The 26,696-nt window shown below is 67.2% G+C and carries 23 protein-coding genes and 4 pseudogenes; 14 read left to right on the forward strand and 13 right to left on the reverse strand.

Annotated features, from left to right (window positions below):
• On the reverse strand, positions 1 to 480 hold the full coding sequence (locus ABNX08_RS08690) for a hypothetical protein (protein WP_022534800.1): 480 nt from the start codon (positions 478 to 480) through the stop codon (positions 1 to 3).
• A gap of 360 nt (positions 481 to 840) precedes the next feature.
• On the opposite strand from ABNX08_RS08690, the gene ABNX08_RS08695 reads away from it, so the two are divergent.
• From ABNX08_RS08695 to ABNX08_RS08705, 3 genes are read left to right on the forward strand one after another with little or no spacing between them, the layout of a single operon-like run.
• Entirely contained in the window at positions 841 to 1,446 is a 606-nt protein-coding gene (locus ABNX08_RS08695) for a nitroreductase family protein (protein ID WP_022534801.1), read from the forward strand.
• A gap of 30 nt (positions 1,447 to 1,476) precedes the next feature.
• Complete coding sequence (locus ABNX08_RS08700) at positions 1,477 to 2,103, forward strand: phosphoribosyltransferase (protein ID WP_022534802.1); 627 nt, start codon at positions 1,477 to 1,479, stop codon at positions 2,101 to 2,103.
• A gap of 25 nt (positions 2,104 to 2,128) precedes the next feature.
• The gene (locus tag ABNX08_RS08705) at positions 2,129 to 2,785 is read left to right on the forward strand and encodes a BON domain-containing protein (RefSeq protein ID WP_022534803.1); all 657 of its coding nucleotides are present in this window, start codon (positions 2,129 to 2,131) and stop codon (positions 2,783 to 2,785) included.
• 24 nt (positions 2,786 to 2,809) lie between these two features.
• Here the strand turns inward: ABNX08_RS08705 and ABNX08_RS08710 are convergent, their stop codons facing one another.
• The 4 genes and pseudogenes from ABNX08_RS08710 to ftsH form a co-directional block, all read right to left on the reverse strand.
• Complete coding sequence (locus tag ABNX08_RS08710) at positions 2,810 to 4,180, reverse strand: nicotinate phosphoribosyltransferase (protein WP_022534804.1); 1,371 nt, start codon at positions 4,178 to 4,180, stop codon at positions 2,810 to 2,812.
• A gap of 24 nt (positions 4,181 to 4,204) precedes the next feature.
• Positions 4,205 to 5,842, reverse strand: a complete 1,638-nt coding sequence (gene groL / locus ABNX08_RS08715; protein ID WP_022534805.1) for a chaperonin GroEL — start codon at positions 5,840 to 5,842, stop codon at positions 4,205 to 4,207.
• 122 nt (positions 5,843 to 5,964) lie between these two features.
• Positions 5,965 to 7,277 (reverse strand): annotated as a pseudogene (locus tag ABNX08_RS08720) (erythromycin esterase family protein).
• Between the two features lie 18 nt (positions 7,278 to 7,295).
• Positions 7,296 to 9,183 (reverse strand): annotated as a pseudogene (gene ftsH / locus ABNX08_RS08725) (ATP-dependent zinc metalloprotease FtsH).
• Positions 9,184 to 9,790: 607 nt separating this feature from the next.
• Between ftsH and ABNX08_RS08730 the strand changes: the two are divergent.
• From ABNX08_RS08730 to ABNX08_RS08750, 5 genes and pseudogenes are all read left to right on the forward strand, one after another.
• Positions 9,791 to 10,459, forward strand: a complete 669-nt coding sequence (locus ABNX08_RS08730) for a dienelactone hydrolase family protein (protein WP_022534808.1) — start codon at positions 9,791 to 9,793, stop codon at positions 10,457 to 10,459.
• 63 nt (positions 10,460 to 10,522) lie between these two features.
• A complete protein-coding gene (locus tag ABNX08_RS08735) occupies positions 10,523 to 10,855 on the forward strand; it encodes a YqjD family protein (RefSeq protein ID WP_022534809.1) in 333 nt (110 codons plus the stop codon).
• 65 nt (positions 10,856 to 10,920) lie between these two features.
• Positions 10,921 to 11,184, forward strand: a pseudogene (locus tag ABNX08_RS08740) (ribose-phosphate pyrophosphokinase-like domain-containing protein); the annotation flags it as partial.
• A gap of 371 nt (positions 11,185 to 11,555) precedes the next feature.
• A complete protein-coding gene (locus ABNX08_RS08745; RefSeq protein WP_349605053.1) occupies positions 11,556 to 11,810 on the forward strand; it encodes a hypothetical protein in 255 nt (84 codons plus the stop codon).
• Positions 11,807 to 12,169, forward strand: a complete 363-nt coding sequence (locus ABNX08_RS08750) for a TraR/DksA C4-type zinc finger protein (protein ID WP_022534810.1) — start codon at positions 11,807 to 11,809, stop codon at positions 12,167 to 12,169. The genes ABNX08_RS08745 and ABNX08_RS08750 overlap by 4 nt, the downstream gene beginning before the upstream one ends.
• A gap of 116 nt (positions 12,170 to 12,285) precedes the next feature.
• Here the strand turns inward: ABNX08_RS08750 and ABNX08_RS08755 are convergent, their stop codons facing one another.
• From ABNX08_RS08755 to ABNX08_RS08775, 5 genes are all read right to left on the reverse strand, one after another.
• A complete protein-coding gene (locus ABNX08_RS08755) occupies positions 12,286 to 12,528 on the reverse strand; it encodes a hypothetical protein (RefSeq protein WP_022534811.1) in 243 nt (80 codons plus the stop codon).
• Positions 12,529 to 12,573: 45 nt separating this feature from the next.
• Positions 12,574 to 13,239 carry a SagB/ThcOx family dehydrogenase gene (locus ABNX08_RS08760; RefSeq protein ID WP_349605049.1) on the reverse strand — a complete coding sequence of 222 codons (666 nt, stop codon included), beginning with the start codon at positions 13,237 to 13,239 and terminating at the stop codon, positions 12,574 to 12,576.
• Between the two features lie 183 nt (positions 13,240 to 13,422).
• Positions 13,423 to 14,952, reverse strand: coding sequence for a bifunctional aminoglycoside phosphotransferase/ATP-binding protein (locus ABNX08_RS08765; RefSeq protein WP_022534812.1), 1,530 nt, complete (start codon positions 14,950 to 14,952; stop codon positions 13,423 to 13,425).
• Positions 14,953 to 15,048: 96 nt separating this feature from the next.
• Positions 15,049 to 15,534, reverse strand: coding sequence for a lecithin retinol acyltransferase family protein (locus tag ABNX08_RS08770; protein ID WP_022534813.1), 486 nt, complete (start codon positions 15,532 to 15,534; stop codon positions 15,049 to 15,051).
• A gap of 392 nt (positions 15,535 to 15,926) precedes the next feature.
• Positions 15,927 to 18,224 (reverse strand): heavy metal translocating P-type ATPase, encoded by a 2,298-nt coding sequence (locus tag ABNX08_RS08775; protein ID WP_022534814.1) that lies wholly within the window; start codon positions 18,222 to 18,224, stop codon positions 15,927 to 15,929.
• Between the two features lie 507 nt (positions 18,225 to 18,731).
• Between ABNX08_RS08775 and ABNX08_RS08780 the strand changes: the two genes are divergently transcribed.
• Genes ABNX08_RS08780 through ABNX08_RS08795 form a run of 4 tightly spaced genes read left to right on the forward strand, consistent with a single transcriptional unit; the run spans position 18,732 to position 23,485 of the window.
• A complete protein-coding gene (locus ABNX08_RS08780) occupies positions 18,732 to 19,172 on the forward strand; it encodes a universal stress protein (RefSeq protein ID WP_022534815.1) in 441 nt (146 codons plus the stop codon).
• Between the two features lie 6 nt (positions 19,173 to 19,178).
• Entirely contained in the window at positions 19,179 to 19,931 is a 753-nt protein-coding gene (locus ABNX08_RS08785; protein ID WP_022534816.1) for an ABC transporter ATP-binding protein, read from the forward strand.
• Positions 19,932 to 19,945: 14 nt separating this feature from the next.
• Complete coding sequence (locus ABNX08_RS08790; RefSeq protein ID WP_051369714.1) at positions 19,946 to 22,291, forward strand: ABC transporter permease; 2,346 nt, start codon at positions 19,946 to 19,948, stop codon at positions 22,289 to 22,291.
• 6 nt (positions 22,292 to 22,297) lie between these two features.
• On the forward strand, positions 22,298 to 23,485 hold the full coding sequence (locus ABNX08_RS08795; RefSeq protein WP_022534818.1) for an efflux RND transporter periplasmic adaptor subunit: 1,188 nt from the start codon (positions 22,298 to 22,300) through the stop codon (positions 23,483 to 23,485).
• Positions 23,486 to 23,488: 3 nt separating this feature from the next.
• On the opposite strand, the gene ABNX08_RS08800 is transcribed toward ABNX08_RS08795, so the two are convergent.
• Entirely contained in the window at positions 23,489 to 24,610 is a 1,122-nt protein-coding gene (locus ABNX08_RS08800) for a Xaa-Pro peptidase family protein (protein ID WP_022534819.1), read from the reverse strand.
• Positions 24,611 to 24,809: 199 nt separating this feature from the next.
• Complete coding sequence (locus tag ABNX08_RS08805; RefSeq protein ID WP_022534820.1) at positions 24,810 to 25,328, reverse strand: hypothetical protein; 519 nt, start codon at positions 25,326 to 25,328, stop codon at positions 24,810 to 24,812.
• A gap of 342 nt (positions 25,329 to 25,670) precedes the next feature.
• Here ABNX08_RS08805 and ABNX08_RS08810 point away from each other — a divergent pair.
• A pseudogene (locus tag ABNX08_RS08810) lies at positions 25,671 to 25,966 on the forward strand (methionine adenosyltransferase).
• Between the two features lie 113 nt (positions 25,967 to 26,079).
• Entirely contained in the window at positions 26,080 to 26,217 is a 138-nt protein-coding gene (locus ABNX08_RS08815) for a hypothetical protein (protein WP_374063672.1), read from the forward strand.
• Between the two features lie 6 nt (positions 26,218 to 26,223).
• Here the strand turns inward: ABNX08_RS08815 and ABNX08_RS08820 are convergent, their stop codons facing one another.
• Complete coding sequence (locus ABNX08_RS08820; RefSeq protein ID WP_022534822.1) at positions 26,224 to 26,637, reverse strand: universal stress protein; 414 nt, start codon at positions 26,635 to 26,637, stop codon at positions 26,224 to 26,226.
• Between the last annotated feature and the right edge of the window lie 59 nt (positions 26,638 to 26,696).

The raw sequence follows: 26,696 nt of genomic DNA on the forward strand, positions 1-26,696 counted from the left end.
TCAGCTCCGTGCCGCGCCGGCCGGGCGCGCCTGGGCCTTCGCGCCTGGGGTAGGGACGGCCATCAGGCGGCCGACGTTGTCGAACATCTCGCGCGCCGATTCCGCAAAGGGCGCGTAGCCGCCTCCCTCCACCATGACCTTGCGCTGGTAGTCCTGCCAGGCTTCAGTCGACTCGCGCAGGTGCTCCATGAAAGCCGAGGCCATTTCAACGTAAAGGGTGCCAAAGTCTCGTGCATGCGCGGCGTTGCGCTCAACCTGCGCGGCCAGAATTTGAGCGGGCAGGCCATGGAAGGCGTTCCAGTCGGGTGCGTCGGTGACGCGCGCGAGCGCCTGCCGGGCGCCCTTGATGTCCTCGTCCAGGGCCGTGAGGCGGAGTCTGAGCAGCATCTGGCGCGATTCTTCCCAGCGCAGCCATATGCGCAGGGCGGACTGCTCGGCGCAGCGCGCGAGTTCGAAGGCGGGATCGGTCTGGTCTGGCATGGTGGGACTCCTATAGTCAAGCGGCTGGCCTGCCCCGGGGCGCGCAGGTCTGGATAAGTCTAGGAGGGCGACCCTGGCGGGAGATTGATGTATCGCAAGGAGTGCGCAATGCGTCGGGGGGCGCGGCATCGCCAAGCCGCGCCTGCGTTGGTCAGAGCACAGGGGTCGCATGGCCGGCGGCCTGCGCATTGTGGCCGGACGCCCAGCGAGACAAGGCCGAGCAGGAGCCGAGACCGAGATGTCCTGTTACACGCCACGAGCAAACGGGCGTTCCTTTGATCCATCCCAAACTGCAGGGCCGGCTCACCGCCTACGGTAATCCCAAGGGGCCGGGCCGACCCCATCCATCTGGAGCACGACGTGACACATCCCATCGTTTTATCCGAAGCCAGCGTGGAATACCTCAAGCTGCCGGCGCCGCAGACCGAAGGCGGAATGCCGCTGCTGACGGCTCTGCAGCAGCGCCGCTCGACCCGGCACTTTGCCCCGCGGAGCCTGGATGACGCGCTGCTGTCGTCCTTGCTGTGGGCCGCTTTCGGGGTCAATCGCCCGGGCACCGGCCTGCGCACCGCGCCCTCGACCCGCAACTGGCAGGAAATTGACTTGTACGTGGCGCTGCGCGACGGCCTGTATGTGCTCGAACCGGCGGACTGGCGCCTTCGGCTGATCATCGGCGAAGACCTGCGTGCGGCCACCGGCCTGCAGGAATATGTTGCCGAGGTGCCATTGAACCTCGTCTACGTCAGCCGGCTCTCCAGGCTCGACGAGACCGACAAGCCGCTGCGCCAGTTCTATACCGCGCTGGACACGGGGTATATCAGCCAGAATGTCTACCTCTTCTGCGCTGCGTCCGGCCTGGCCACGGTGGCGCGCGGCCTGCTGGACCGCCGCGCACTGGCCACCGCCATGCGGCTGGAGCCCGACCAGCGCGTGATCCTGGCCCAGAGCGTGGGCTACCCGGCGTAAGTCGACACGCGCTACCACAGGAGGGCAACCATGCCATTCATGGACAGGGCCGATGCCGCCGCACAACTGGCGCGTGCGCTCGCCGGCCACGCAGGAAAGCGGCCGCTGGTGCTGGCCGTGCCCCGCGGCGCAGTGCCGATGGGTGCCATCATTGCCGACGCGCTCGGCGCCGACCTTGACGTCGTGCTCGTGCGCAAGCTCGGCGCGCCGGGCAACTCGGAGTTCGCCATCGGCGCCGTGGACGAGAGCGGCTGGACCTATCTCACGCCCTATGCTGCGGCGGCAGGCGCCGACAGCGAATACGTCGACCGCGAGCGCGCGGCCCAGCTTGGAGTGCTGCGGCGGCGCCGCGCCGACTACACACCGGGCCGGGAGCCGGTCCGCGCCACCGGTCGCGTGGTCATCGTCGTGGACGACGGCCTGGCGACCGGGGCCTCGATGATCGCCGCGCTGCACGCCATCCGCGAGCAGAAGCCCGCGCGGCTGATCTGCGCGGTGCCGGTGGCGCCGCCGCGGACGCTGGAGCTGTTGCAGCCCTATGCCGACGAGGTGGTGTGCCTGGAGACGCCGGCCGGCTTCCGGGCAGTCGGGCAGTTCTACCGCGACTTTTCGCAGGTCGAGGATGCGGAGGTAGTGGCATGCCTGAAAGGGCGGTAAAACGCGCGCACGCGAGGAGGCATCCATGAAGGGCGACAGGCAGCTGCAGCAAGACGTGACCGAGGCGCTGATCTGGGATCCGGCGGTCCATGGCAACGAAATCGGGGTCCAGGTCCAGGACGGCGTCGTCACGCTGACCGGGCACCTTGGCACCTTTGCCGAGAAGTACTCGGCGGAAGCGGCCGTCAGGCGCATCCCCGGCGTGCGGGCGCTGGCCGTGGAACTGGACGTTCACCTGCCCGACGATGCGCGCCGCACCGATGCGGACATTGCCCGGGCCGCGGCCAACGTGCTGTCCTGGGATGCGATGGTGCCGGCCGACCGTATCCGGATCCTGGTCGAACACGGCGTGGTGACCCTGAGCGGCGATGTCGACTGGTACTACCAGCGCACCGCCGCCGAGCACGCCGTGGCCGGACTGTTCGGCGTGGTCGGGGTCACCAATGCGCTCGCCATCCGGCCTCGTGCCGACAAGCAGGACGTGGCGGCACGGATCCAGGCGGCCATCGCACGCCAGGCCGCCAGCGACGCCGACCAGGTGACCGTGACGGTGAGGGATGGCGCTGTGACGCTGACCGGCACTCTGCCCACGCTGGCGGAGCGCGAGGCGGCATTCGAAGCGGCCTGGTCTGCGCCGGGCGTCAGCGCGGTCGTCAACCAGATCGAAGTCAGGCCCGGCTAGCTCAGGCATGGCGCCCTTGCCGCACTACTGGGGCGTCGCTGCCGGGCTGGCCTGCGCGGTCAGCGCATCGGCAGCGCGCGCCAGGTCCTGCAGGGCAGTGCTGACGGTGACCGGATAGGGTGCCGACGGCTCCAGCGCGCGCAGGGCAGCGGGCAGCGCGGCCAGTTGCCTTGCGGCATAGGCCCGGCTGGTGAGCAGCGACACCTCTGGCGCCACACGCCGGCCACGCGCCATGCAAGGCTGCATCAGCGGCAGCCCGTCACAGGCATCCCCCTCGATCGTCAGCGTATCGCCGAGCATGGTGCCGTCGGCGCCATAGCGGCGGTAGGACTGCTTGCGGCCAGGCCAGGTGGCCTTGCCTTCCGAGCGCTTGCGCCGCGGCAGGCCCGCGTACTCGGTCAGCTTGTATGCACAATCGAGATACGGGGCGTCGGCCGAGGTGTTCATGCACGTGCCGACCCCGAAACCGTCAATGGGCGCGCCCGCTGCGACCAGGTCGCGGACGCGATACTCGTCCAGGTTGCCGCTGGCAAAGATGCCGATCGACTGCAGGCCGGCGCCGTCGAGGATGGCGCGCACCCGGCGCGCATGCGCGCCGAGGTCGCCGCTGTCGATGCGCACCGCCTTGACGGCGATCCCGCTGGCGCGCAGCGTCGCGGCCAGTGCCGTCACCTTGTGCGCAGCGGCCTCGGTATCGTAAGTGTCGATCAGCAGCGTGGCGTTGTCCGGCTGCGAGCGCGCGAACGACGCGAAGGCCTCGGCCTCGTCCAAGTGCGCCTGCACATAGGAATGCGCCATGGTGCCGTACGACGGGATGGCGAAGCGCACACCGGCCAGCAGCGTCGCGGTGCCGGTGAACCCCGCCAGATAGCTGGCCCGGGCCGACAGCAGGCCGGCTTCGGCGCCGTGCGCGCGGCGCAGTCCGAAATCGACCAGCATGCGCCCCGACCCCGCCAGCACCACGCGCGCCGCCTTGCTGGCCACGATGGTCTCGTAGTGCAGCAGGTTCATGACCCGGCTTTCGACCAGCTGGGCCTGCTGGATCGGCGCGGTAATGCGCAGGATGGGCTCGTCCGGGAAGAACACCGTGCCCTCCGGCATGGCCTGGACATCCCCGCTGAAGCGGAAGTGCGTAAGCGATTGCAGGAACGCCGGGCTGAAATGCCCGGTCGACGCCAGTTGGTCGAGGTCGTCCACGCTGAAGCGCAGCCGTTCCAGGTAGGCGAGCACCTGTTCCAGTCCCGCGGCCAGCAGGAAGTTCCTGCCCGGCGGCAGCTTGCGGACGAAGAACTCGAAGCTGGCGATATCGTGCATGCCGCTGTCGAAGTACGCCTGCATCATGGTGAACTCGTACAGGTCGGTCAGCAGCGGGCTTTCGCTATCGATGGTAGTCATGGCGGCTCACGCAGGCAGCGTTGCTCAGTAATCTTCGCCGAACATCGACAACCCCGGGCGCGTGCCGGCATCGCCATGGCCGGCAGGGCTGCGCTGGATCGCGATCATGCAGTCCGTCGTCAGCAGCAGGGAGGCGATCGAGACGGCATTCTGCAGGGCCGTGCGCACCACCTTGACGGGGTCGATCACGCCCAGTTCGATCATGTCGCCATAGCGCTCGGTGCCGGCGTCGTAGCCGAGCGTGCCCGAGCCGGCGCACACCTGGTGCACCACTGCGTCGGCATCCGCGCCAGCGTTGGCGGCGATCTGCCGCATCGGCGCGGCCAGTGCCGCGTGGACGATGTGGCCGCCGGCGGCCTGCTCGGCATTCGGCGCCTGCCAGGCTTCGAGGGCGGCGCGGGCGCGCAGCAGTGCCACGCCGCCGCCGGCGACGATGCCCTCGTCCACCGCGGCGCGGGTGGCGTGCAACGCATCCTGGAAGCGGTTCTTGCGCTCGTGCAGCGCGCTCTCCGTTGCCGCACCCACCTTGATCACGGCCACGCCGCCGGCCAGCCGGGCCAGGCGCCGCTGCAGGGCCTCGCGCTCATAGTCCGAGCGCACCTCGTCCAGGCGCAGGCGCAGGGCGGCAATGCGCTCGGCCACGCGCGGCCGTTCGTCACCGGAGGCGATCAGGGTGGTGGTGTCCTTGTTGACCTCCACGCGGCGGGCTTCGCCAAGCTGTTCCAGGGTGACGTGCTCGAGCGAGATGCCGGCCTGTGGCGAGACCACGGTGGCGCCGGTCAGCGCGGCGAGGTCGCCCAGCTGCTCGGTACGCGAGTCGCCGAAACCCGGCGACTTGACCGCGCAGCTCTTCAGCGCGCCGCGCAGGTTGTTGACCACGAGCGTGGCCAGGGCCTCGCCCTCCACGTCGTTGGCGATGACCAGCAAGGGCCGGCCGGCGCGGCTCACGGCTTCCAGGACCGGAAGCAGTTGCGCGATCGCGGAAATGTTCGCGTCGCACAGCAGCACCAATGGTGACTCCAGCACGACGGCACGGCTCTCGTTGGTCGCGAACAAGGGCGAGAGGTAGCCACGATCGATCAGCGCGCCGTCGGCGATGTCGAGTGCGTCGTCCAGCTTGGAGCCATCCTCCACGCTGATCGCACCATCCTTGCCGACCCGCTCGACAGCCTGCGCCACCAGCGTGCCGACGGTCTGGTCGCCGCTGGCCGAGATCGTGGCGATCTGGCGCATCTCGTCGGTACTGCCGCAGGGCCGGGCACTCTCCAGCAAGGCGCTGGCGATCAGCTTGCCGGCGGCCTCGATGCCGCGCTTGAGTTGCATGGGGTCGTGGCCGGCTTCGACGTATTTCACGCCTTCAGCCACGATCGCGTGGGCCAGCGTGGTCGCGGTCGTGGTGCCGTCGCCGGCGATCTCGCTGGTGCGCACCGCGGCCTCGCAAAGCAGGCGGGCGCCCATGTCGGCGAACGGGTTGGCCAGCGTCACCGACTTCGCCACGACCACGCCGGAATTGGCGACCAGCGGCACCATGTCGGGCCGCTCCACGATCACGTTGCGGCCGCCCGGACCCAGCGTCACCTTGACCGCGTGGGCCAGTTGTTGCACGCCGCTCAGCATCATGCGGCGCGCGCCCTGGTGGAAGATAAGTGTTCTTGCAGGCATTACGATCTCCGCATTGGCAATGAGTGGGTCTGGCACGCTTTACGGTAGTGGCCATCCCGGCCTGCACGTTGATGCAACGCAAGCGCCAGGGTCGCGGCCGCTGACTGTAATGGGCGTGCGCTTCAGTCCGGCCGGTCGCTGTCCAGCGCGGGTACGGGATGCCCTGACTGCAGCGGTTCCAGCGCGGTGGTCTCGTCCAGATGGAAGAGGGCGTCGAACTGGCCGGCGATCGAGGCATCGAAGTAGTGGCTGGCGCGCTCCGTGCGCGGCAGGTAGAGCACGCCGATGGCCCGTTCCAGCATGACCTCGAAGAGCGGGTGGCTGGCCTGCGGCCCAAGCGGCAGGAAGAAGCGGTCAAGCCCGGTGCTGTGGAACAGTGCCTCCCAGCTGTCGTGCAACGCCGGCACCACGGCTTTGTGTTCAGGGTCGCCGTCCCATTCGGAGGCGGCACAGACATGGCCGGTGTAGGTGTAAAGCCGACCAGCAGCGCCTGCGCGCCGGCCTGCTGGCGCACCAGCTGCCCGAGGTTCCACTCGCCGCGCACCTGCGATTCCGTGGCGCGCGCATCGCCGAGGTGTGAGTTGTGGGCCCAGACCACGATGCGCCCGCTGCCGCCGCGGCGCAGCCGGTAGGCGGCCAGCGAAGACAGCGTCTGCGCCATGTGCGCGTCGCGCAGGTTCCAGGTGCTGACACGGCGGCCGAACATCTCGCGATAGTAGGCTTCCGCATTGACGACCACCGTCGCGTTGCGCTCGGCAAAGTAGTGCGAATCCATGGCCGCCAGGCCGTTGCGGGAGATATAGGCGGCCTCGTCGGTGCGCAGCTGCAGCAGCTGGCGGATGGCGCCGTCGCGCGCTGGCGCACGCAGTCCGGTCGCAGCCTGGTAGCCGTAGGCAGCCGGGTCACGCACATGGTCGAGCGCGCCATAGTGCTGCCGGGCAGCCTCGGCCTGCAGCGGGTCGGCGCGCTCCAGATAGCGGAGCACGGCCTCGGCGGAGCGATACAGGCTGTAGAGGTCGAGCCCGTAGACACCGACCCGCCGTTCCGGCGGCAGGCCGGCATTGTGGCCGCGCAGCCATTCGATGAACGCCAGGAACTCCCGGTTGCGCCACATCCAGGACGGGAAGCGCTCGAAATCGCTTAGGGCCTCCTCGGCGCTGTCATCGCCCTCGCCCTGCGCGTAGCGGTTGACACGCCAGGCGTCGGGCCAGTCGCCTTCGATGGCGACGGCATCGAAGGCCTGGCCACGGACCAGCGCCTGCGTGATCTGCGCCCTCATCCGGTAGAACTCGGCCGTGCCGTGCGTGGCTTCGCCAAGCAGGACAAAGTCTTTGCCGCGGGCCATGTCGAGCAGCGGCTCGTAGTCGGAGGCATTGCCCTGCAGGCGCTGTCCGGCCTCTCGGACTGCAAGGAAGGGAGTAAGCGGGGATGCCATGGGGTACTCCTGGGGCGGCTACTGCATAGCGGGTTCGTCGTGCGGCGCCGCTGCGCCATCCGCCTGCATCAGGGCGTCGAGCGCGGCCCGGTCGACCACCTCTTTCTCAAGCAGCAGCTGCGCCAGCCGGTCGAGGCGCGCGCGCTGCCCGAGCAAGGTCTGGCGGGCCCGCTCGGCGGACTGGTTCAGCGTGAGCCGGATCTCTTCGTCGATCGCCTGCGCGGTGCGCTCGCTGTACTCGCGTTCCGGCCGCGACAGGGCGGCCGCGGAGGGCAGCAGGGTGCCGCGTGCGTGCTCGTAGCACGGCAGGCCGAGCGATTCGCTCATGCCGAACTGGGTGATCATCTGCCGCGCCATGTCGGTGGCGCGTTCCAGGTCGTTCTGCGCGCCGGTGGAGACGTCGCCAAAGACGATCTGTTCAGCCGCGCGCCCGCCCAGCAGCACATCCAGCCGGTCCAGCAACTCGCTCCGGCGTAGCAGGTAGCGGTCTTCGGTCGGGGTCTGCTGCGTATAGCCGAGCGCCGCAACGCCGCGCGGAATGATGGAGATGCGCGAGACCCGGTCCGCGTGCCGGCGGCATTCGGCCACCAGCGCATGCCCGGCCTCGTGGTAGGCAATGGTCTGCTTTTCCAGCGGGATCATGATCCGGTTGCGTTTTTCCAGCCCGCCAACGATGCGGTCGAGGGCCAGGTTGAAGTCTGCGTTGTCGACCGCCGGCTTGTTGTTGCGAGCGGCCAGCAGTGCGGCCTCGTTGACCAGGTTGGCGAGGTCGGCGCCGGCAAAGCCCGGCGTGCGCGCGGCCAGTTCTCGGAGATTGACTTCCGGGGCCAGTTTGACATTACGCACGTGCACACCAAGGATCTGCTCGCGCCCTTTGAGGTCGGGGCGGTCCAGCACGATATGGCGATCAAAGCGCCCGGGCCGCAGCAGCGCGGCGTCGAGGATTTCCGGCCGGTTTGTGGCGGCCATGATGATCACGCCCTTGTTGGTGTCGAAGCCGTCCATCTGCACCAGCAGCTGGTTGAGCGTCTGCTCACGTTCGTCCTGGCCGCCGGCCACGTTTAGTGTGCGTGTCTTGCCCAGCGCGTCGAGTTCGTCGATGAAGATAATGCACGGCGCCTTCTGCTCGGCCTGAGCGAACAGGTCGCGCACGCGCGCCGCCCCCACGCCGACGAACATCTCCACGAACTCGGCACCGCTCATGCTGAAGAACGGCACCCCGGCCTCGCCGGCGACCGCCCGCGCCAGCAGGGTCTTGCCGGTGCCCGGGGCGCCCAGCAGCAGCACCCCCTTGGGGATCTTGCCGCCCAGGCGCCGGTACCGCTCGGGGTTCTTGAGGAAGTCCACCACCTCCATCAACTCGACCTTGGCCTCGTCGATGCCGGCCACGTCGGCGAAAGTGACACCGGTCTCCTGCTGCAGGTAAACCTTGGCCTTGCTCTTGCCGATTTCCATCAGCCCGTTGGCGGCGGTGCCGATGCGACGGAACAGCAGGCTCCAGATGGCCAGGAAGGCGGCCGCCGGCACGATCCAGGATAGCAGCGTGCCCAGCCACCTGGCATCGGCCTGCCCGGCATAGCGCACATGGGCCGCGTCCAGGTCGGCCAGCAGGCCGGGATCGCTGACCCGGGCCGTGGTGAAGGCGCGCTCGGGGCGGCCCCCGCGCTGCAGCACGGCCGCCTGGTCGGCCGGCAGGATGGTCTCGACCCCCGCTGTCGCCAGCATGCCGCTGATCGCCGTCTCGCCGACGGTGGCGCTGCGCACCTTGCCGGCCTTGAGCAAGGCCTTGAAGTCGCTGTAGGCCAGGGTGCTGACGGTTTCCGTGGCGACGTAGAATTGGAGCGCCAGCGTCGTCAGGGTCGCCGCGAGCATACCAGAGCGAGAAATTCCGTTTGCGGAGTTCCATGGTCGTAGTCAGAGGGCGGCCGGCAGCCACCTGGGCGCGCGCTCCGCCCAGGCGGCACCGGTGACGGATGGCCTGGCCCGCCGGCGACAGCGGCTTGCGATGGTGGGGAAGCGCCGCGGGTGGAACAGAGAGACGGCCGACTTGCGCAAGAAATGCTTCACTTCAGCTTCGTGGACACCGGTGTCCCATGCCATCGTTTGGATCCTTGCGCAGGTTGCGCTTCATTCCACGATAGCGGCGGGTCGGGGCTGGCCTTTGATCGGTATCAACGGCCACCGTCACAGCCCGCCCGTCGCCGGCATTGCGCGGCCTGCTACGGCGGATCATGTAGGCGGCGTCGCCTGCAGGTGTCTGGCCATTGTTTGATCCAGCCCAAGTCGATAGCCGCGCAGGCGCATAGCTTTAACAGTGTGAACGCGCCCCGTCGAACCACGACCGCGGAATGCACCTGGCGCAGGACATCGGCAACCCCATCCAACATTCCTGCCGGGGAACGCTGACGATCGACTTCGGCATCGCCGAGACCGAACTGAACGTGCACTGGCACAGGACGTGACGGTGGCGAGGCCGTTGGCAAGGACAGGAAGAGGGGGAAAGGGAAGATCTCATGGAGCACATCACCATCGAACAGGTGCGGATCCATATCGGCGACATCGCGCTGCCAGGCGACCTTACCCTGCCGGAAGCGGCATCCGGCCTGGTCCTGTTCGCACATGGCAGCGGCAGTTCGCGCCACAGCGTGCGCAACCGCGGGGTCGCATCGACGCTGAATCGGGTGGGCCTGGGCACGCTGCTGTTTGACCTGCTGGCGCCGGACGAGGACGTCGGGATGTCGAAGCGATTCGACATCGCCATGCTCGGGGAGCGCCTCAAGGCTGCCACGGTCTCGGTCGCGCACCTGACGCGCGAGCGCCACCTGCGGCTCGGCTACTTCGCCGCCAGTATGGGGGCTGCCGCGGCCATCCGTGCCGCCGCTGAGCCGCCGCCGCGCATGCGGATCGACGCGGTGGTGTCGCGCGGCGGCCGCGTCGACCTGGCAGGCCACGAGGCGCTGCGCCAACTGCAGGCCCCGACGTTGATGATCGTGGGCGAAGCGGATCCGGTGGTGCTGAAGCTCAACGCGCGCGCCACCGCATGGATGCAATGCGAGAAGCGGCTGGAGGTGATTCCCGGCGCCACTCACCTGTTCGAGCAGCCAGGCGCGCTGGAACAGGTCGGCGAGCTCGCCGGCAAATGGTTCTGCCAGCATTTTGCAGCGGCTGGCGGGAACTTGTAGTTCGACTGGATTTCCATGGTGCCGTGTGATGCACGGCGATGACTCAGTGAAAAGGAGAATGACATGAACGATATTCGCGCCGAGCTCTTGCTGCACAAGGATGCACTAGCCCGTGATGCCAACACGCTGCTGGCGGATGTACAGGCGTTGTTGCGGGATGTCGCCGACGAAGCCGGCCTGGAGACCACCCAGGCACGCGCGCAGCTGGGCGCACGCCTGCACGCGCTCCAGGAGCGCCTGGCCGAGCAACGCCAGGCGGCGCAGATGCGTGTCTCGCAATGGGTCGACACCACGGATCGTTACGTCCACGCACATCCCTGGGAGAGCATCGGCTCCGTCGCCGCGGTCGCGGCCGTGGCCGGCGCCCTGGTCGCACTGGCCGTCACCCGCCGCTAGCGCGGGCACGGCATGCTTGGATGCGAGCATGCAAGGACGCCTTCATGAACCCGATTGTATTCGCCATGCCCGGCAATGAATGGCAGGCCGCGGCCATCGCAGCCTGCCTGCCCGGCCGGCCGGGCGAGGCCGAGGTCCGGGGCTTTCCCGACGGCGAGTCCTACGTCAGGCTGCTGCAGCCTGTGGCCGGTTGCGAAGCCATGGTGGTGTGCACGCTGGACCGTCCGGATGCCAAGCTGGTGCCGCTGCTGTGGCTCGCCGCCGCTGCCAGGGAAGGCGGCGCCGTGCGGGTTGGACTGGTGGCGCCATACCTGGCGTACATGCGCCAGGACAAGGTCTTCCGGACAGGGGAGATCGTGTCGGCACGCCATTTTGCGGCGCTGCTGGGGGCCAGCTTCGACTGGCTGGTCACGGTGGACCCGCACCTTCACCGGATCGGCAGTCTGAGCGAGATCTTCACCAGGCCGGCGATTGCCGTGCATGCCGCCCCGGCGATTGCGTCATGGATCGGCCAGGCGGTGCGCGCGCCGTTGCTCGTCGGCCCCGACGAGGAGAGCCAGCAATGGGTCGATGACATCGCTAGCCGCTGTGGCGCGGACAGCATTGTCTTGGCCAAGCAGCGCTTCGGCGACCACGAGGTCAGCATCGACGCGAGCGGCCTGCCCAGCCCGCTGGCCATACGCCGGTACTGGTCGACGACATGGTCTCCACCGCGCGCACCATGCTGGCGTCGGCGCGCCTGCTGCTTGAACACGGCTACCCGGCGCCGGTCTGTGTCGGCGTCCACGCGCTGTTCGCAGAGGCAGCCTACGCCGACCTGCAAGCGGTCGCGGCCGACATTGTCACGTGCGACACCGTTGCGCACCCATCTAACCGCATTCCCGTGGCAGAGCGCCTGGCAGTCGGCATCCGGCAGGCGCTGCAGGCGCCACCGGGTCCAGGAGATCCATCATGAGCAAGCTCACAGCGCAGGAAACCATCTCGCTGGCAGAGCAGCTTGACGCGGACGAAGCGCGCATCCATGCCGCCGTTGGTTCCGCCGACACGCCGATGACACCGTTGGCGCAGCGTGAGGCGCGGGACGAGGGCGACCTTGCCGACGAAGAAATCACGCAGCGGCAGGACGACGCGATGCTGGACCATTACCGCATGCAACTGGCCGACATCGCCGCCGCGCGGGCGCGGATGCAGCACGGCCAGTATGGCACCTGTATCGATTGCCAGCAGCCGATCCCGTTCTCGCGTCTGCAGGCATACCCGACCGCGAAGCGCTGTACCGCATGCCAGCGCCGGCACGAGCAACTTTATGCGTGACAGTTGGAGGATACCGGGCAGCAGGCCGCCCCGAGGGCAATTGAGCGCCTGGCGGGCTGCCGCCGTGGAAACGACGGTCGGCCCCCGGCAGCGGCCGGGAGGCTGGCGCTGCCCGGCTAGCACAGGTCGTACTCGCGCATCATCTCGGTGGTGACTGCCTTGACCGTGGCCAGGCATGCCGGCGGGACTGCGGGGAAGGCTTCGATGGCCCAGTTGCAGCCGCCGTTGGCAGCTGCGTCGACACGCTGCGGCAACGGGATGTCGCAGTCGCGGCAGGCGTCGCCGAGGTCGGCGTTTTCCTGCAGGCGCCGCAGAATTTCATTGCGGATCTGTTCCGCACTGCCGAGGTTCTTGATCATGTCGGTGTCTCCTGTTGTCTGGTGGTGGCGATCCGGCCCGGATGTCTAGACCGGCGCGCTGTCGTGCGGGGCCGGGCGCCCGATGGTCTGGGACAGGATCGGTTCCTCGTCCTCGTTCAGCGACATATGCTCGGCCAGTTGGCGCCGATTGAGCCAGCCGCGCACCACCGCGCCTAGCCCGGCCGAGGCGCAGTAAAGATAGGCGTTCTGGACCATGGCGCCGGCCGCAGCGGCAGCGAAGGTCTCGCGCAGCTTGGGCGGGACGTCCTGCATCCGGCCATGGTTGGCGACGTAGACCAGGTCCAGCGGCGCCATGCCGACGAAGTCCTGGTAACCGGTCAGGCTGCGCACGTCTGCCGCGCGCTTCAGCACCAGGCAATGGTGGATCGGGTCGTAGCGGTAGAGGCCGGCGGGCAGCGCCGCGTAGACGTCAATCACCGCCTCGCCGTGCGGCGAAGGGGCTGTGCGGCCGCCGCCCTGGGAGCGGTTGACGCCCGCCGCGGCCCACAGCAGCTCGCTCAGCTGCTGCAGCGGCAGCGGCTGCTCGTCGAACTCACGGGTGCTCATGCGCTGCCACAGCGCCCCCATCAGCGGCAGGCCATTGGTGCGGTCCGGCTGTGGCAGGGCGATGACCCGCTCGCTCGTGCCGGAGGCGGGGCGTGGCAGCAGGTCCTTGATGGGCTGGTAGGGGATGCGCTTCAGTTCGTCCATGGGATGCTCGCATTTGTTGCAAAGAGTGGCGCCAGCCCTCTGCGCATGGCACCGGTATGGACGAATGTAGGCGCTGCCGCCGGCCGTGGCTTGCGCTCCGTCAAGCCGGATCCACGGGGCGAGCCGGGGTGCGATGCAAGCGATCCCGGGACGGCTTCGGATGATGCCGGCCGGGTCCTGGCGTCAGCCGCGGCCGGGCGCAGCGCGGCCCATGAAGCTGCCCGGCGCCGCGACGCAGGCGCGCTCGGCTTCGGTCAGCGGATCCTGGATACGCATCTGCCACGCCAGCACGCCGTCGTCGGCATCCGACAGGTCCCCGCCCGCCCGGGCACGGGCGGCGATGCGGGCGCGCAGCGTCTCAGGGCTGGCTTCGCAGGTGACGATGGCGAAGGGCACGCCAAGGCGGCGGGCCTGGGCCGCAAAGCGTTCGCGCTCGGCGCGGATCAGGAAGGTGGCGTCGGCAATCATCGGGAAGCCGGCGCGGCAACCGAGCCGGCAGACGGCGAGCAGGCGTCGGTAGGTCCGCGCCGTTACGCTGGCGGCATACCAGCCACCCGCGGGCATCACGCCGCGGTGCAGGCACTTGCGTACCGCGTCGGAGCGCACGCGTACCATCGCCCCGGCCTCGCTCATCTGTGCAGCTACCGTGGACTTGCCGCTGCCGGACAGCCCATGCATCAGCACGATCGGCCCGCGACGGCGGCTGAGGCACCGCCATGCCAGCGCCAGCAGCCTGCCTGCCTCGGCCTGCGCCGGCGCCATGGATGCGCCCGCGGCGTGCTGCTGGCAGGCGCGCTCCAGCAGCACGCGCGCGCGCACCAGGGCCCGCATGGCGAGATAGAAGGGCAACACGGCCAGCGCGCCGTAGTCTCCCGATTGCTCCAGGTAGCCGTTGAGCAGCCGGTAGGCCAGCGCCGGTCGGCCATGGTGCAGCAGGTCCATGACCGGGAAGGCCAGGTCGCTGATGGTGTCGGTCCAGCGCAGCGCGGCGTCGAACTCCAGGCAGTCGAATGGCGTCGGCACACCGTTCAGCAGCATGATGTTGCCCAGGTGCAGGTCGCCATGGCACTCACGCACATGGCCGTTGCGCAGGCGTGCTCGGAACGCGCCTGTTAGCCGGGTGGCCTCGCTGCGCGCCCGCTGGGCCAGCCGGCTGGCCAGGTGCGAGGCCTGCGCCAGCCGCCCGATGCCGCCCAGGCACTCCGCAAGGGTCGCGTCGATGCGGGCCGGCGTGCCAAAGCCATCGGCCTGGGCCGCGGGCGGCTGCGCCTGGTGGAAGACCGCAATGCTGCGCGCCAGCGCATCGATATGGCCCCGCTCCAGCCGGTCCGCAGCGATCCTTGCGCTGAGCAGGTCTTGTTGGTCGAAGCGCCGCATCCGGACCGCATGCTCGATCGGCATGCCGCTGCCGCCGACGCGCACCGAGCCGGGCGTGGGGCCTGCCACGATCGGCACCACATCCAGGTACAGAGCGGGTGCGAACCGGCGGTTCAGGCGCAGCTCGGTCTCACAGTCGTCGCGGCGTGCCTGCGCGGTGGAGAAGTCGACAAAGTCGAACCGCACCGGCTTGCGCACCTTGTAGGCAAAGTCCCCGGCCAGGAAGACACGGGAGATATGCGTCTCGATGACCTGTACTGCCGGCGCCGGGTGGGGGTAGGCGTCCGGCTGCTGCAAGGCGGCCGTCAACGCCGCGTCGTCCCATTGACTCTCCATGTCCCTTGCCGCCTGCTCCCTTCCGCTGTTGTGACTGCCACCTCAACTGCAGCCTCGGCACGCAAACTCTGCCTGCCAGCTCGCCCCCGCTGCGCCCTAGACCGTCACGCGTGCGGCCAGATCCTGGCCCAGGATGCCCGCCGCACTATAGAGTACAGCCACGATAGCCAGCAGCGCGCGCCACGGGTGGCTCAGCAGCGCCTCCACTTGCTCGCTGCGGCTCTCGCCAGACAGGCACCACGTGCAGAAGTGCTCGCAGTTGTTGGTAAGAAGGCGGTAATCGTCCTCTCCAAGCCGCGCAGTCGCGCGCCGTACGATCTCCGCCTCGATGTACCTGGCTTGCGTGGCCGGCTCGACGCGGAAGCCGTAGCCGTCGGCAAAGCCGGCGAGGGTAGTCTTTTCGACCGGACCGCAACGCAGGAAGCCTTTGAATCCGACATAGTGCACCACCTCGCCGTTGCCGGCATAGATGCCGTGGTGGACATAGCCCCGGCGGTCCGTCTTCAGATGCGCGCCAAGGGGGATCTCCGTGGTGATTGCCGCAAGGCGCTGTGCAGGTCCGATGTGGTGATCGTCGCTCATCGCTTTCCCCTTGTTGCCCTTGTTGCGCTGGTCGCTCCTGGTTCGGTCGGCCCCCGCTCCTCGCCTGCCGCTGGATCCGTGTGCCTCCGTTTATGCCTGCAGTATCGTTGTCGGTCGCCGATGCCGAAATCATCCAGCGCCGAAAAAGCTGTCGGCATGGTGCCATTCCGCTTGTACGTGCTTTGAGACGGCGCTTGTCCGTCATGCGCACCCGGTCTGTCAGCGGAATCTGACAGGGACGCGGCGGCATAACCCGGTATTTCCCGGCCATTGTTGTGAGAAGGAGCATTCCCCTACATCCGCAACTGGTCTCGCCCAACTTTGGTTCAGCCGGGGTATCGCGCGCCGGGTAGGATTCAGCCAGGTAACATATGCGCGGTGCCGTCGCGCGCTCACTCCATTGGCGCGTCTTCGCGCAGCGCATGGAACAGCTCGTCTTCCTGCGCGCAGTGCAGCCGCAACACGGCGTCGAGCCCGTAGAGCAGCCGCTGGTACTCCCTGATGCGGCTTGCGTCCGGCCCGTCGGGCGGCGAATCGTCGGCCATGTGCTGTAGCAGCCGGATTACGCGGAAGAGCTCGCGGTGCATCGCGCTCATCGCCGCCAGCGGATCATCGCCCCCGACCAGCCGCGCGAGCTTTGGGTAGAGTTGCGCGTCATCGTGCTGTTCGTGGGGCAAAAGCGTCCCGCTGAGGGATGCGCACAAGCGGCGCAGTTCCGTGCCCGCGGCCTCGCCAGGCATGGCTGGCAGCCTGTCCGCGAGGCTGCGGATCTGCTCCATCAGCGGCGCCAGCGCGGCGTGCTCCTGGTCCAGGCGCTCAGCGTCGGCCGTGGACAGGCGCTCTGCCGGCACCGACGGGTCGGCGCGCAGGGCGCGCAGCGCATTTGCGATGACCAGCACATCGATGACCTCCTGCAGCAAGGCGCCGGCCAGTGGCGGCAGGTAGCCGAACGCGGCGACCGCCATCGCGACGAACGACAGGCCCATGCCGGCCATGGCGCTTTGCACGGCCAGCCGGCGCGACCGGCGGGCGATGCGCACCGCATCCACCAGCCGGTCAAGCCGGTCCACCAGCAGCACGACATCCGCGGCTTCCGACGATGCCGCGGCGCCGCGTGCGCCCATGGCCACGCCGACGTCCGCGGCGGCCAGCGCCGGTGCATCGTTCACGCCGTCGCCCACCATCAGCACGGTGCCGTCGTGGCGCGCCGCCTCGATCGCGGCAAGCTTCTGCGAGGGGGTGAGGTTGGCATGGACCTCGGTCACGCCAAGCATCGCGCCGACCGTCTCGGCGACGTCGGGCCGGTCTCCCGTGAGCATGGCCAGCCGCCGTATGCCCGCCTTGCGCAGCAAGCGCAACGCGCGCGGGGTGTCCATGCGAATCAGGTCCACGAACTGCAGTGCCCCGACCAGCACGCCGTCGACCGTGACCAGCGAGACTGAGGCGCCCTCGTAGGCCGCGCGTTGCAGCATGGCCTGGCACCAGGGCGGCCCGGCACCGCCGCCGGTAAAGGCGGGCGATCCCACTGCCACCACGTGCTCGCCGACCCGCCCGGCAACGCCAGCACCGGCAGTCTCGGTCACGCCCGATGGCAGGTCCAGAGCCAGGCCTCGCTCGCGCGCCGCGGTCGTGATGGCCTCGGCGACGACATGGCCGGAGGCCTGCGCCAGCGAAGCGGCGACGCGCAGCACGTCGGGCGCCGGCCATCCGGGCGCGCTCTCGATGGCCGCCAGGCGGGCCCTGCCGCCCGTCAGCGTCCCGGTCTTGTCGAAGAAGAGGATGCTCGCCTGCGACAACCTCTCAAGCGCGCCGCCGCCTTTGATCAGCACGCCGCGGCCGGCGCAACGCGAGAGCCCCGACACGATCGCCACCGGCACGGCCAGGATCAGCGGACAGGGGGTGGCGACCACCAGCACCGCCAGCGCCCGCGCGAGCTCACCGCTGGCAAGCCAGGCAAGCCCGGCGACGAGCAGGGTGACAGGCACCAGCCACAGTGCATAACGGTCGGCCAGCCGCGCCGCGGGCGGGCGCTCCGCGCGGGCGGTGCGCACCAGCCTGGCGATGCCGGCGAAGGTGCTGTCCGCCGCGGTGGTCGCTGCCACCATCTCAAACGGGGTGCCGGCGTTCAGCACACTGCTGCGCACGGTCTCGCCAGGGAGGCGCTGCCGTGGCAGCGACTCGCCAGTCAGGGCAGATTCGTCCAGCGTCGCCTGGCTCAGCAGTGCGCCGTCCACGGGTACGACTTCGCCATGCCGGACCAACAGGCGATCCCCCGGACTGACCACATCGAGGGAAACCGCGCGCCATTCGCCGTCCTCGAAGCGGTTGGCGGACTGCGGGGCACGGCTGAGCAGGGCGGACATCTCCCGCTCGGAGCGGGCCTGCGCATAGTTCTCAATGGCCCTGCCGCTCTCGATCATCAGGGCCAGTACGGCAGCCGCGAGGAATTCGCCAAGCGCCAGCGCCAGCCCGATCGCCAGCAGCGCCAGGACATCGACGCCCGCCTCCTTTCGGCGCAGCGACTGCACGATGGCGACGATCAGCGCGCCGGCGACGACCAGTGCGCCAGCCGCCCAGGCGAGCCTCGCGGCAACCGCTTCGCCGAAGGCAAAGAGCAGCAAGCCGCCCCCCAGGGTGCCGGCCGCGACTGGCAGCAAGCCGAGGTCGAACTTGCGAAATCCGATATGCATGGCGAACTCGCCTCCCCCGCTGGCTCCGTTTGCTGGCTGATTCCTGTAGATGCCTTCAGATGACGGCAGATCCTGCCGCGCCGGCGGGCGGCGTAGATCCAGGCTGCACGCCCAATCGGGCACGGTGCCTGGTAACAAGGATGTTAGCCCAACAGGCACAGGGCCGATAACAGCCTTGGCCGTCGGCAGGCACGGCGGGCCCAGGCGTCGGTGGGATCGCGATTGGTATGGTCCATGCTGCGCGACGGCTACTCCCTCGATGCGATTGACGCGGCGATCGAGGCATAAGCGACGGCCTTCGTGGTGCAGCGCGACCCTTACCTGCTGTACTGAAAAGCGCGCCTTGGCCCCTTCGATAGCCGCTGCAAATGCTGATGTGAATCAAGGCCTGCCTGCGCAACACATATACGTTAGAAGAGCGTGCTAAGGCGCGAGCGCGTCATGTAAGAGGCCGAATAGGGGTTCATACCATGACGTTTTCGACAGTCATGTAATGCGGAGGATGCGATGCAGAATATTGTCCTGGCGACCGACGGATCGGCCTATAGCGATGCGGCTGCGCAATGCGTGGCGGGCCGGAAACTGTTCAGAGAAGAAGTATGCGTGCATGTCGTGCATTGCATGCCCGGCGTGTCCGGCGAGGTCAAGTCTTATATCAACAAGCAAGACATCGAAGCCTGGCATGCCGACGAGAACGCCAGGGTCATGAAATCCGTGATCGATATCCTGCAGGCAGGTGGGGTGCAAACGGTCTGGCACGGCCTGGTCGGCTTTGCCCCCGAGCGCATCGTGGCATATGCCGAGTCGGTCAACGCCGAGGCCATCATCATGGGCACGCACGGACGGGGTGCGTTTCTCGACGCCATCATGGGCTCGGTTGCGAGCCGCGTGATTGCACATGCGCCGTGCCCGGTGGTGCTGGTCAAGCCGAAGGCCACGCCAGCGTAGGCGCGGATGAACGCCGTCATCCCGACAGCTTGTGGCAGCGGCACCGCGAACGGCCGCGAGCCGCTGTTTCGGCTGCGGAACGTCGGCAAGACCTATGACATGGGCGAGATCCAGGTCCGCGCGCTGGCTGGCATCGACCTTGACCTGTTCGGTGGCGAATTCGTGGTGCTACTGGGTGCCTCGGGGAGCGGGAAGTCGACGCTGCTGAACATCCTCGGCGGCCTGGACCGGCCCAGCACCGGGACGGTGGTGTACCGCGATCACGACCTTACCGAGGCAAATGACACGGGCCTGACCCGCTACCGGCGTGAGCACGTTGGCTTTGTCTTCCAGTTCTATAACCTGATCCCCAGTCTCACCGCGCTGGAAAACGTCGCCCTGGTCACGGAGATCGCCCTGCACCCGTTCGAGCCGCTGCGTGCGCTCGGGATGGTGGGCTTGGCGCAGCGCAAGGATCACTTTCCGGCGCAACTCTCCGGCGGGGAACAACAGCGCGTGGCCATCGCGCGCGCTGTGGCCAAGCGCCCGGACATCCTGCTGTGCGACGAGCCAACCGGCGCGCTCGACTACAGCACGGGGAAGCTGGTGCTTGAGGTGCTGGAACGGGTGAACCGCGAGTTGGGCGCTATTACCGTGGTCATCACGCACAATGCAGCGATCTCGGCGATGGCCGACCGCGTTGTGCATATCAGCAGCGGGAGCATCACCGGCATCGAGCGCCATGCCACGCGCGCCAGCCCCTCGGAGCTGTCATGGTAAGCGCCCGAACGAAAATGCTGGGGCGCGACCTGTGGCGGCTGCGCGGGCAGGTGATCGCCGCCGCGCTGGTGGTTGCCTGCGGCATCGCCGTCCTGGTCGGAATGCAAGGCGCCTGGCAGTCACTGGCGATCGCGCAGGAGCGCTACTACGCCAGCCACCGATTTGGTGATGTGTTCGCCAATGTCAAGCGTGCGCCGGGAGGTGTCGCCGACCAGATTCGTGCCCTGCCAGGCGTCAGGGGCGTCGAGACGCGAATCGTGCGGGACGTGACCGGCGATGTGCCAGGCTTCAGCGAGCCTGCCACGCTGCGGCTGGTTTCCTTGCCGGCTACCGGCGTGCCGGTGGCAAACGCGCTCTTCCTGTTGTACGGCAACTATCCGAGCCCTGCCCGGGAGGGCGAGGTCGTGGCCAGCGCCGCATTTGCTGCCGCGAACGGTCTGGAGGTGGGCTCCCGGGTCACAGCCGTCCTTAACGGGCGCGAACGGCAGTTGGAAGTGGTCGGCATCGGAATGTCCCCCGAATATGTCTATGAAGTCGGCCAGGGCATGGTGTTCCCGGATAACCGCCGCTTCGGCGTGCTGTGGATGGGTCGGGATGCGATCGCATCGGCGTTCGGCATGGAGGGCGCGTTCAACGATGTGGCGCTAACGCTCGACGCAGGCGCGGATGCGCGCCAGGTCATCGGCCCGCTCGACCGCGTGCTGGCGCGCTACGGCAGCCTCGGCGCCTACGGCAGGGAGGACCAGCTGTCCCATCGGTTCCTGACCGACGAGCTCGCCGAGATCGGCATCACCGCCACCTACGTGCCGGCGATGTTTCTCGCGGTATCCTCATTTCTCCTGTACGCCCTGCTGAGCCGACTCGTAACCGTCCAGCGCGCCGAGATCGGCTTGCTCAAGGCGTTCGGTTATGCAGGTCGCACTGTCGCCCTCCAGTACCTGCGGTTCGGGCTTGTCACCGTCGGGGTCGGCATCGCAGCCGGGATACCGGCGGGGCTCTATTTGGGGCAACTGCTGGTGGCCCTGTATCGCCAGTACTTCCACTTTCCGCAACTGCAGGCCGAGCTCAGCCCGCGCGCGCTGGTGCTGGCCGTGCTGGCGAGCACAGCGGCGGCGACGGTTGGGGCCGGCGCCTCGGTGTGGCGCGCGACCAGGTTGCCGCCCGCCGAAGCCATGCGACCGGAGCTGCCCGCGGGTTTCCGCGCGGGCCTGCTGGATCGCATCGGCCTGCTGCGCGCGATGCCGATCCCGTTGCGCCTGATCCTCCGTAACCTTGCCCGGCGGCCGGGTAAGGCCGCGCTTTCGATGATGGGGATCTCCCTGGCCGTCGGTTTAATGGTGGTCGGCAGGTTCGGGCTGGACGGGGTGAACCAGATTCTCGCATTGCAGTTCGGCCGGGCACAGCACGACGACGTGACGCTGATCTTCACCGACGCACAACCCGCGGCCGCCGTCTTCGACGTGGTGCAGCTGCCCGGCATCCTGCGAGCTGAAGGCTTTCGGGTTGCCCCGGTCTGGCTACGCCACGGCCACCGCGCGAAGCGGGTGGAACTCACGGGCCTTGACGCCGATTCGGACCTGCGCGAGGTGGTCGGCCATACCATGGGGCGCCGGCAGGTCAGCGCGGATGGACTGGTCATCTCCGCCAGGCTGGCAGCGGCCTTGCACCTGCAAGTCGGCGACCGGGTCGAGGTGGCGTTGCTGGAGGGACGGCGCAACGTCTTCGCCCTGCCGGTGACAGCGACCGTTGACGACCTGCTAGGCCTTGGCGCCTATGTGGAGCGCCAGGCATTGTCGCGGCACCTCGGCGAAAGCCCCGCCATCAGTGGCGTCCATCTCCGCATCGACCCGCGAATGGCGGAGCCGTTGTACAGGAGGCTGAAGCGCCTGCCGGCAATCAGTTCCGTCATCGTGCGCAGTGCGGTGCTGGAAAGCATCGGCAATACGCTGGATCGTACCTTCGTTATTTCAAGCCTGGTCCTGGCAGGGTTTGCCTCGGTCATCGTCGCCGGCGTGGTCTACAACAATATCCGCATTGCGCTTTCCGAGCGCGGCAACGAGCTGGCGAGCCTGCGAGTGCTGGGCTTCTCGCTGGGCGAAGTCGCAACCATCCTGATTGGCGAACAGGCGCTGCTGACGGCCGCGGCATTGCCGTTCGGCATCGCCGTAGGCTATGGCCTTTGCGCACTGCTGGTGCCGGTGTTCGACCGGGATGCCTTCCGGATTCCGCTTGTGCTGGAGCGGACCACGCTCATCTTCGCCATGGTGCCCGCAGCGTGCGCCGCGCTCGTGGCAGGCCTGCTTGTCTTTCGGCGCCTCCAGCACCTTGACTTGGTCGCGGTGCTGAAGACGCGGGAGTAGCACGCCATGCGCCTGTCGGGCGGTACGGCCGCCATAGTCCTCGCCGCCATCGGGCTGATCGCCGGATCCGCCTACCTGATGACGCCTGCGCCGTTGGTGGTTGACACGGTGCAGGCCGTGCGCGGCCCGCTCGAGGTCACAACCAGCGAGGAGGGCGAGACCCGAAGCAAGGAGCGCTTTGTCGTGACGGCGCCGGTCAGCGGCAGACTGATGCGCATCGGACTGCGCGAAGGTGATCTGGTCGAGGCCGGGCAGGTCCTCGCCGAACTGGCGCCATTGCCGCTGAGTGCGCGGGAGCAGGAAGAGGTGCGGGCCAGGGTGGCCGCCGCGCGGGCGATGCATCGGGAGGCGCTGGAACGGGTCCGGCACGCTGCCGAGGACTATGCGCAAGCCCAGCGCGAGCGGCAGCGGATCGACCGCCTAGTGCGCGAGCGCTTCCTGTCGCCGCAAGCGGGCGAGCAGGCCGCCAATCTTGGCATTACCGCGGGCAATGAACTGGCAGCGGCGCAGGCACGGGCCAGCGCAGCGCTGGAGGAGGTCCGGGTGGCCGAGGCCGGCATGCTGGCATTGCGCGAGCTCAAGGGCGGGTCCTCGTCCATGGTCGCGGTGACGGCCCCTGTCGCAGGGGCGGTGCTGGAACTGCCCGAACGCAGTGAACGGATCGTGAGCGCAGGCACGCCGTTGCTGACGCTCGGCGATCCGCACGACCTGGAGATCGTGGCGGAACTGCTGTCCACCGAAGCGGTGAAGGTGCAAGCGGGGATGCCGGTGCATATTGACGGCTGGGGCGGCGAAGCGCAGGTCCGCGGTATCGTGCGGCGGGTCGAGCCGCATGCCTTCACCAAGATCTCGGTCCTCGGCATCGAGGAAAAACGGACCAATGTGATTATTGACGTGATCGAACCGCCTGCACAGCTAGGCGATGGCTTTCGCGTGATCGCCAGGATCCGCCTATGGCGGGCAGAGATTGCGCTCAAGATCCCGGTCAGTTCGATCTTCCGGTGCGACACGGCGTCATGGTGCGTGTTCTCGGTCGTGAACGGCCGCGCGGCACGGCGCGAAGTGCGAATCGGTCACAGGAATGCGGAGGAGGCCGAATTGCTTGACCCGCTGCCCGAGGGCCTCCAGTTGATCCGCTATCCATCGAACAACCTGGCGGACGGCCAGCGCGTGATCGAACGCAGCATTCCGTAGCCTTCAGTTAATGAGCTTCGGATAGCATGTCAGGGGAACCGGACCTTCTTCGCTTACCCAAATCGTGTCCTCGACCCGTACACCGTAGTCTTCGCGATAGATGCCGCAGTTTCCGACGCCGAGTACCATACCCGCCATCACATGATCGATTTTTTGCTCGCCATGGACAACTGCGTGACCGCCCGGGATGGGCGCTTCTTCATGTTCGATCCCGATACCATGGAACACAGGGCGTAGGAACTTATCCCCATAACCTTCGTGTTCGAGCGAGGCGGCCATCGCACCGTCAATGCCCATCAGTTCCGCCCCGGGGACTGCCGCGGCAATTCCACGCTCCTGCGCCATAACGTAGGCTCTCAATGCGTTCGCCGCGTCAGTAGCTATCGGCTCGACAAGAAAAGTCCTGCATAGGTCTGCAGTGTATCCGTCCACAACTGGAGCAACGTGGACCTGAACGACTTCTCCGGGTGCGATGGTTTTCAGGGATGCAGGACCGTGAGCCATCGCCGCTCTCCAGCCGGAGGCGACATACGTTACCGATGCCCATCCCTCGGCGCCAGCCTTTCGCATGGCGAATTCTGCTTCACCGGCGATCTCGATTTCCCGAATCCCCGACCGCAGCGCACGCGAAACCGCATCCATCCCCGAGTCTGCTACTTTGGCGGCAGCCTTTATGCTTGCCATTTCGGCCACGTCCTTCAACATGCGGAGTTGCGAAACAATGGGTGTAGCGGATACGACATGGGCTTTCGGTAGGATGTGGGCAACAAAGACTTCATATAAGGCGGCGTCGAAAAAATTCTTCTCGATGGCTATCGTGGCCTGTGTAAGGTCGAGTTCCTTTAATACATCGCGGAAGCCGTGGAACATCTCGACTTCGCTCTGGAAAGAGCGAAGCTCGGTTGCGACGGAAGTGCGACGAATGCTGGCCAGATCACAAGCCGGCACGGCAACAACACAATGTAGCGTGCGAGTCAGCAGCGCCAGGGCGCAAGGTCGACCGTCGCCAGTGAAATATGCAAGGTTTGCCGGTTTCATCAGCAGCAGCGCGTCGACGTCCTCCTGCTCCATCAAAGCCGCGGCGCGCTGCCAACGGGCCGCATAATCGAATACCGGCTTGTCCATGATGTGATCCTCACTTCGGGCATACCCGCACGCTCGGCGCCGGCGACGCTACGCTGAAAGCTTCGCAGACGCTTACTCCATTCTGCTGCTGCAGCGGAACTGCCGTCGCAAGCGCGCACGGCCGGACGGCAAGGGGCTGGCAGGTCTCCGGTCCGACGGGATTGTTTCGCACGAGGGCCAAACCTTACGGCTAGACCCATCATCCGCCTGGCGCCATCTTTCCACCCATCCCTGGACCCATGCCCGGACCCATGCCTTGGTCGTTGGCCATCGTCTGCATCATTTCCTGCATGAACGCCATGTGACTACCCGCCATATCGTGGCACATCTGCATTTGATTTGATGGGGCGTTCCCCTTGGCGACTCCTTTGCCAGGAGCCATACGACCAGGGCCGCCCATTTTCATCATGTCCTTTTGCATGATGGCCATTGCATCTTGCATGACCTGATGGCGTTCAACCAAGAGGGCCTGGCGCTCTTCCGGCGTTTTGGCCCGCGAAAGCCGCTCTCTGATGGCACGCAGGTGGGCAACCTGGGCGTCCAGCCTTGCATCGCTGGAAACTCCGGGGGCTACGACCGGAGGCATATCTTGTTGTTTTTCAGGATGGTGCTGCTCATGCTCCGTGCCGGTAGCCGGCGACGCCGGGAAAGCTGGTGGCACCCAAGCGAGCACGGTGGCCGCAGTGATAAGGGTAGAGAGGCGATGGTTGGTGGACATGGGAGATCCTCCTATGAAAACATGACAGTTCCTAGTACAAGGTATGCGGCAGTCAGGGACTTGAGTTGATTGGGATCAACGAAGCGATGGGTGTACCGGGTGTTCAGCCCCCATCGATGTGCCGGTCAGCGCGCCGGTGCAATCGGCGCAGACCATTTTGCTGATGCCCTCAGCAGCAATGCTCCGGTGTGCCAGGAAACGGTTGGCCAGGAACAAATCCGGGGGCGGAATACCTAGAGTTTGACTATGAGGGCGGCAAGTCAGGAAGATCCGTGCAAAGCGCCACAAAATTTCGTTCCATCCGTCACCGAAGGATCGTCACGTGTGCGTGAGTCGACAGAGATGGTCGAGCACAAAGGCGTCGGACACCCAGACAGCCATTGTGATGGCGCCGTTGAGGCTGCAGCTTGCACACTATCTCAGGCTTACAGGGAATCCTATGGAACAAGGCCCTGCTTGTCGGCGGCATCAGCGCCCCACAGTTCGGCGGGGGAGAGGTCCTGCGGCCAATTCGCTCCATCGTATCTGGTCCGGTTACCGAACTTCCCGCCGGTAAGGCTGAGCAGATCGTCGAGGAAGCCATCCGCCAATACCTCGAGACGTGCCTTGGGGCGATTGGCGGCACAATTCAGGTGTAGCCCATATTTCGCCCGTCGGCGCCAGCCCTGCGGCGGATTGTTTGTTCCTCTGCTACGCTTCTACCAACGACACTTCGTTCGGCGTTGGCTCCGCCTCGTTTTCCCCTGTGGAGGTGGCGGTTCTTTCAGCGTCCCGTATTTCGCGCGATAGCGTCTACCGGGGCGCTTTCAAGGCAGCAGGCATGGATTTCAAGATCATGGGGAGCGCGGCGAGTCCCACCAGGCCCCCGGGGAAACCGTTGAAGAAGTGACCCACCTCAGCGGCGAACGAGCAGTACCGGAAGCCTGCTATGGCCGACAAGTGCTTCGGCGACACTGCCCAGCAGTATTCGACGTATGCCATGGCGACCGTGGGTTCCGATGACCAGCAACTCTGCGCCGCATTCTTGCGCAGCTTGCTCAACGACGGTGGAGATTTCCCCGATAGCCGCTGGCTCGTCTCTCAGGCGAGTCGCACAAGGAATCCGTTCTGCCTCCACGCGCTCACGCGCGGCTTTCAATAACGCCTCGCCGTCTTCTCTGAGGGCCTTGCGCAGATCGTCCGGGGCGAAAAGGAGAGGATCACATCTCAGATAGGTGTTATCGATGACGTGAACAATGGCGATCTCGCTCCCACATGCCTTGCCAATATGCACGGCCTCGGCGAGCGCCAGGTCCGAATTTGCTGCCATCTACCGCAACCATGATCTTCCTGTACATCACGCGTCCCCCTGCTTCGGGAAGCAGACGT

The organism is Cupriavidus sp. DF5525, assembly GCF_040149425.2.
Classification (GTDB): domain Bacteria; phylum Pseudomonadota; class Gammaproteobacteria; order Burkholderiales; family Burkholderiaceae; genus Cupriavidus; species Cupriavidus pickettii_A.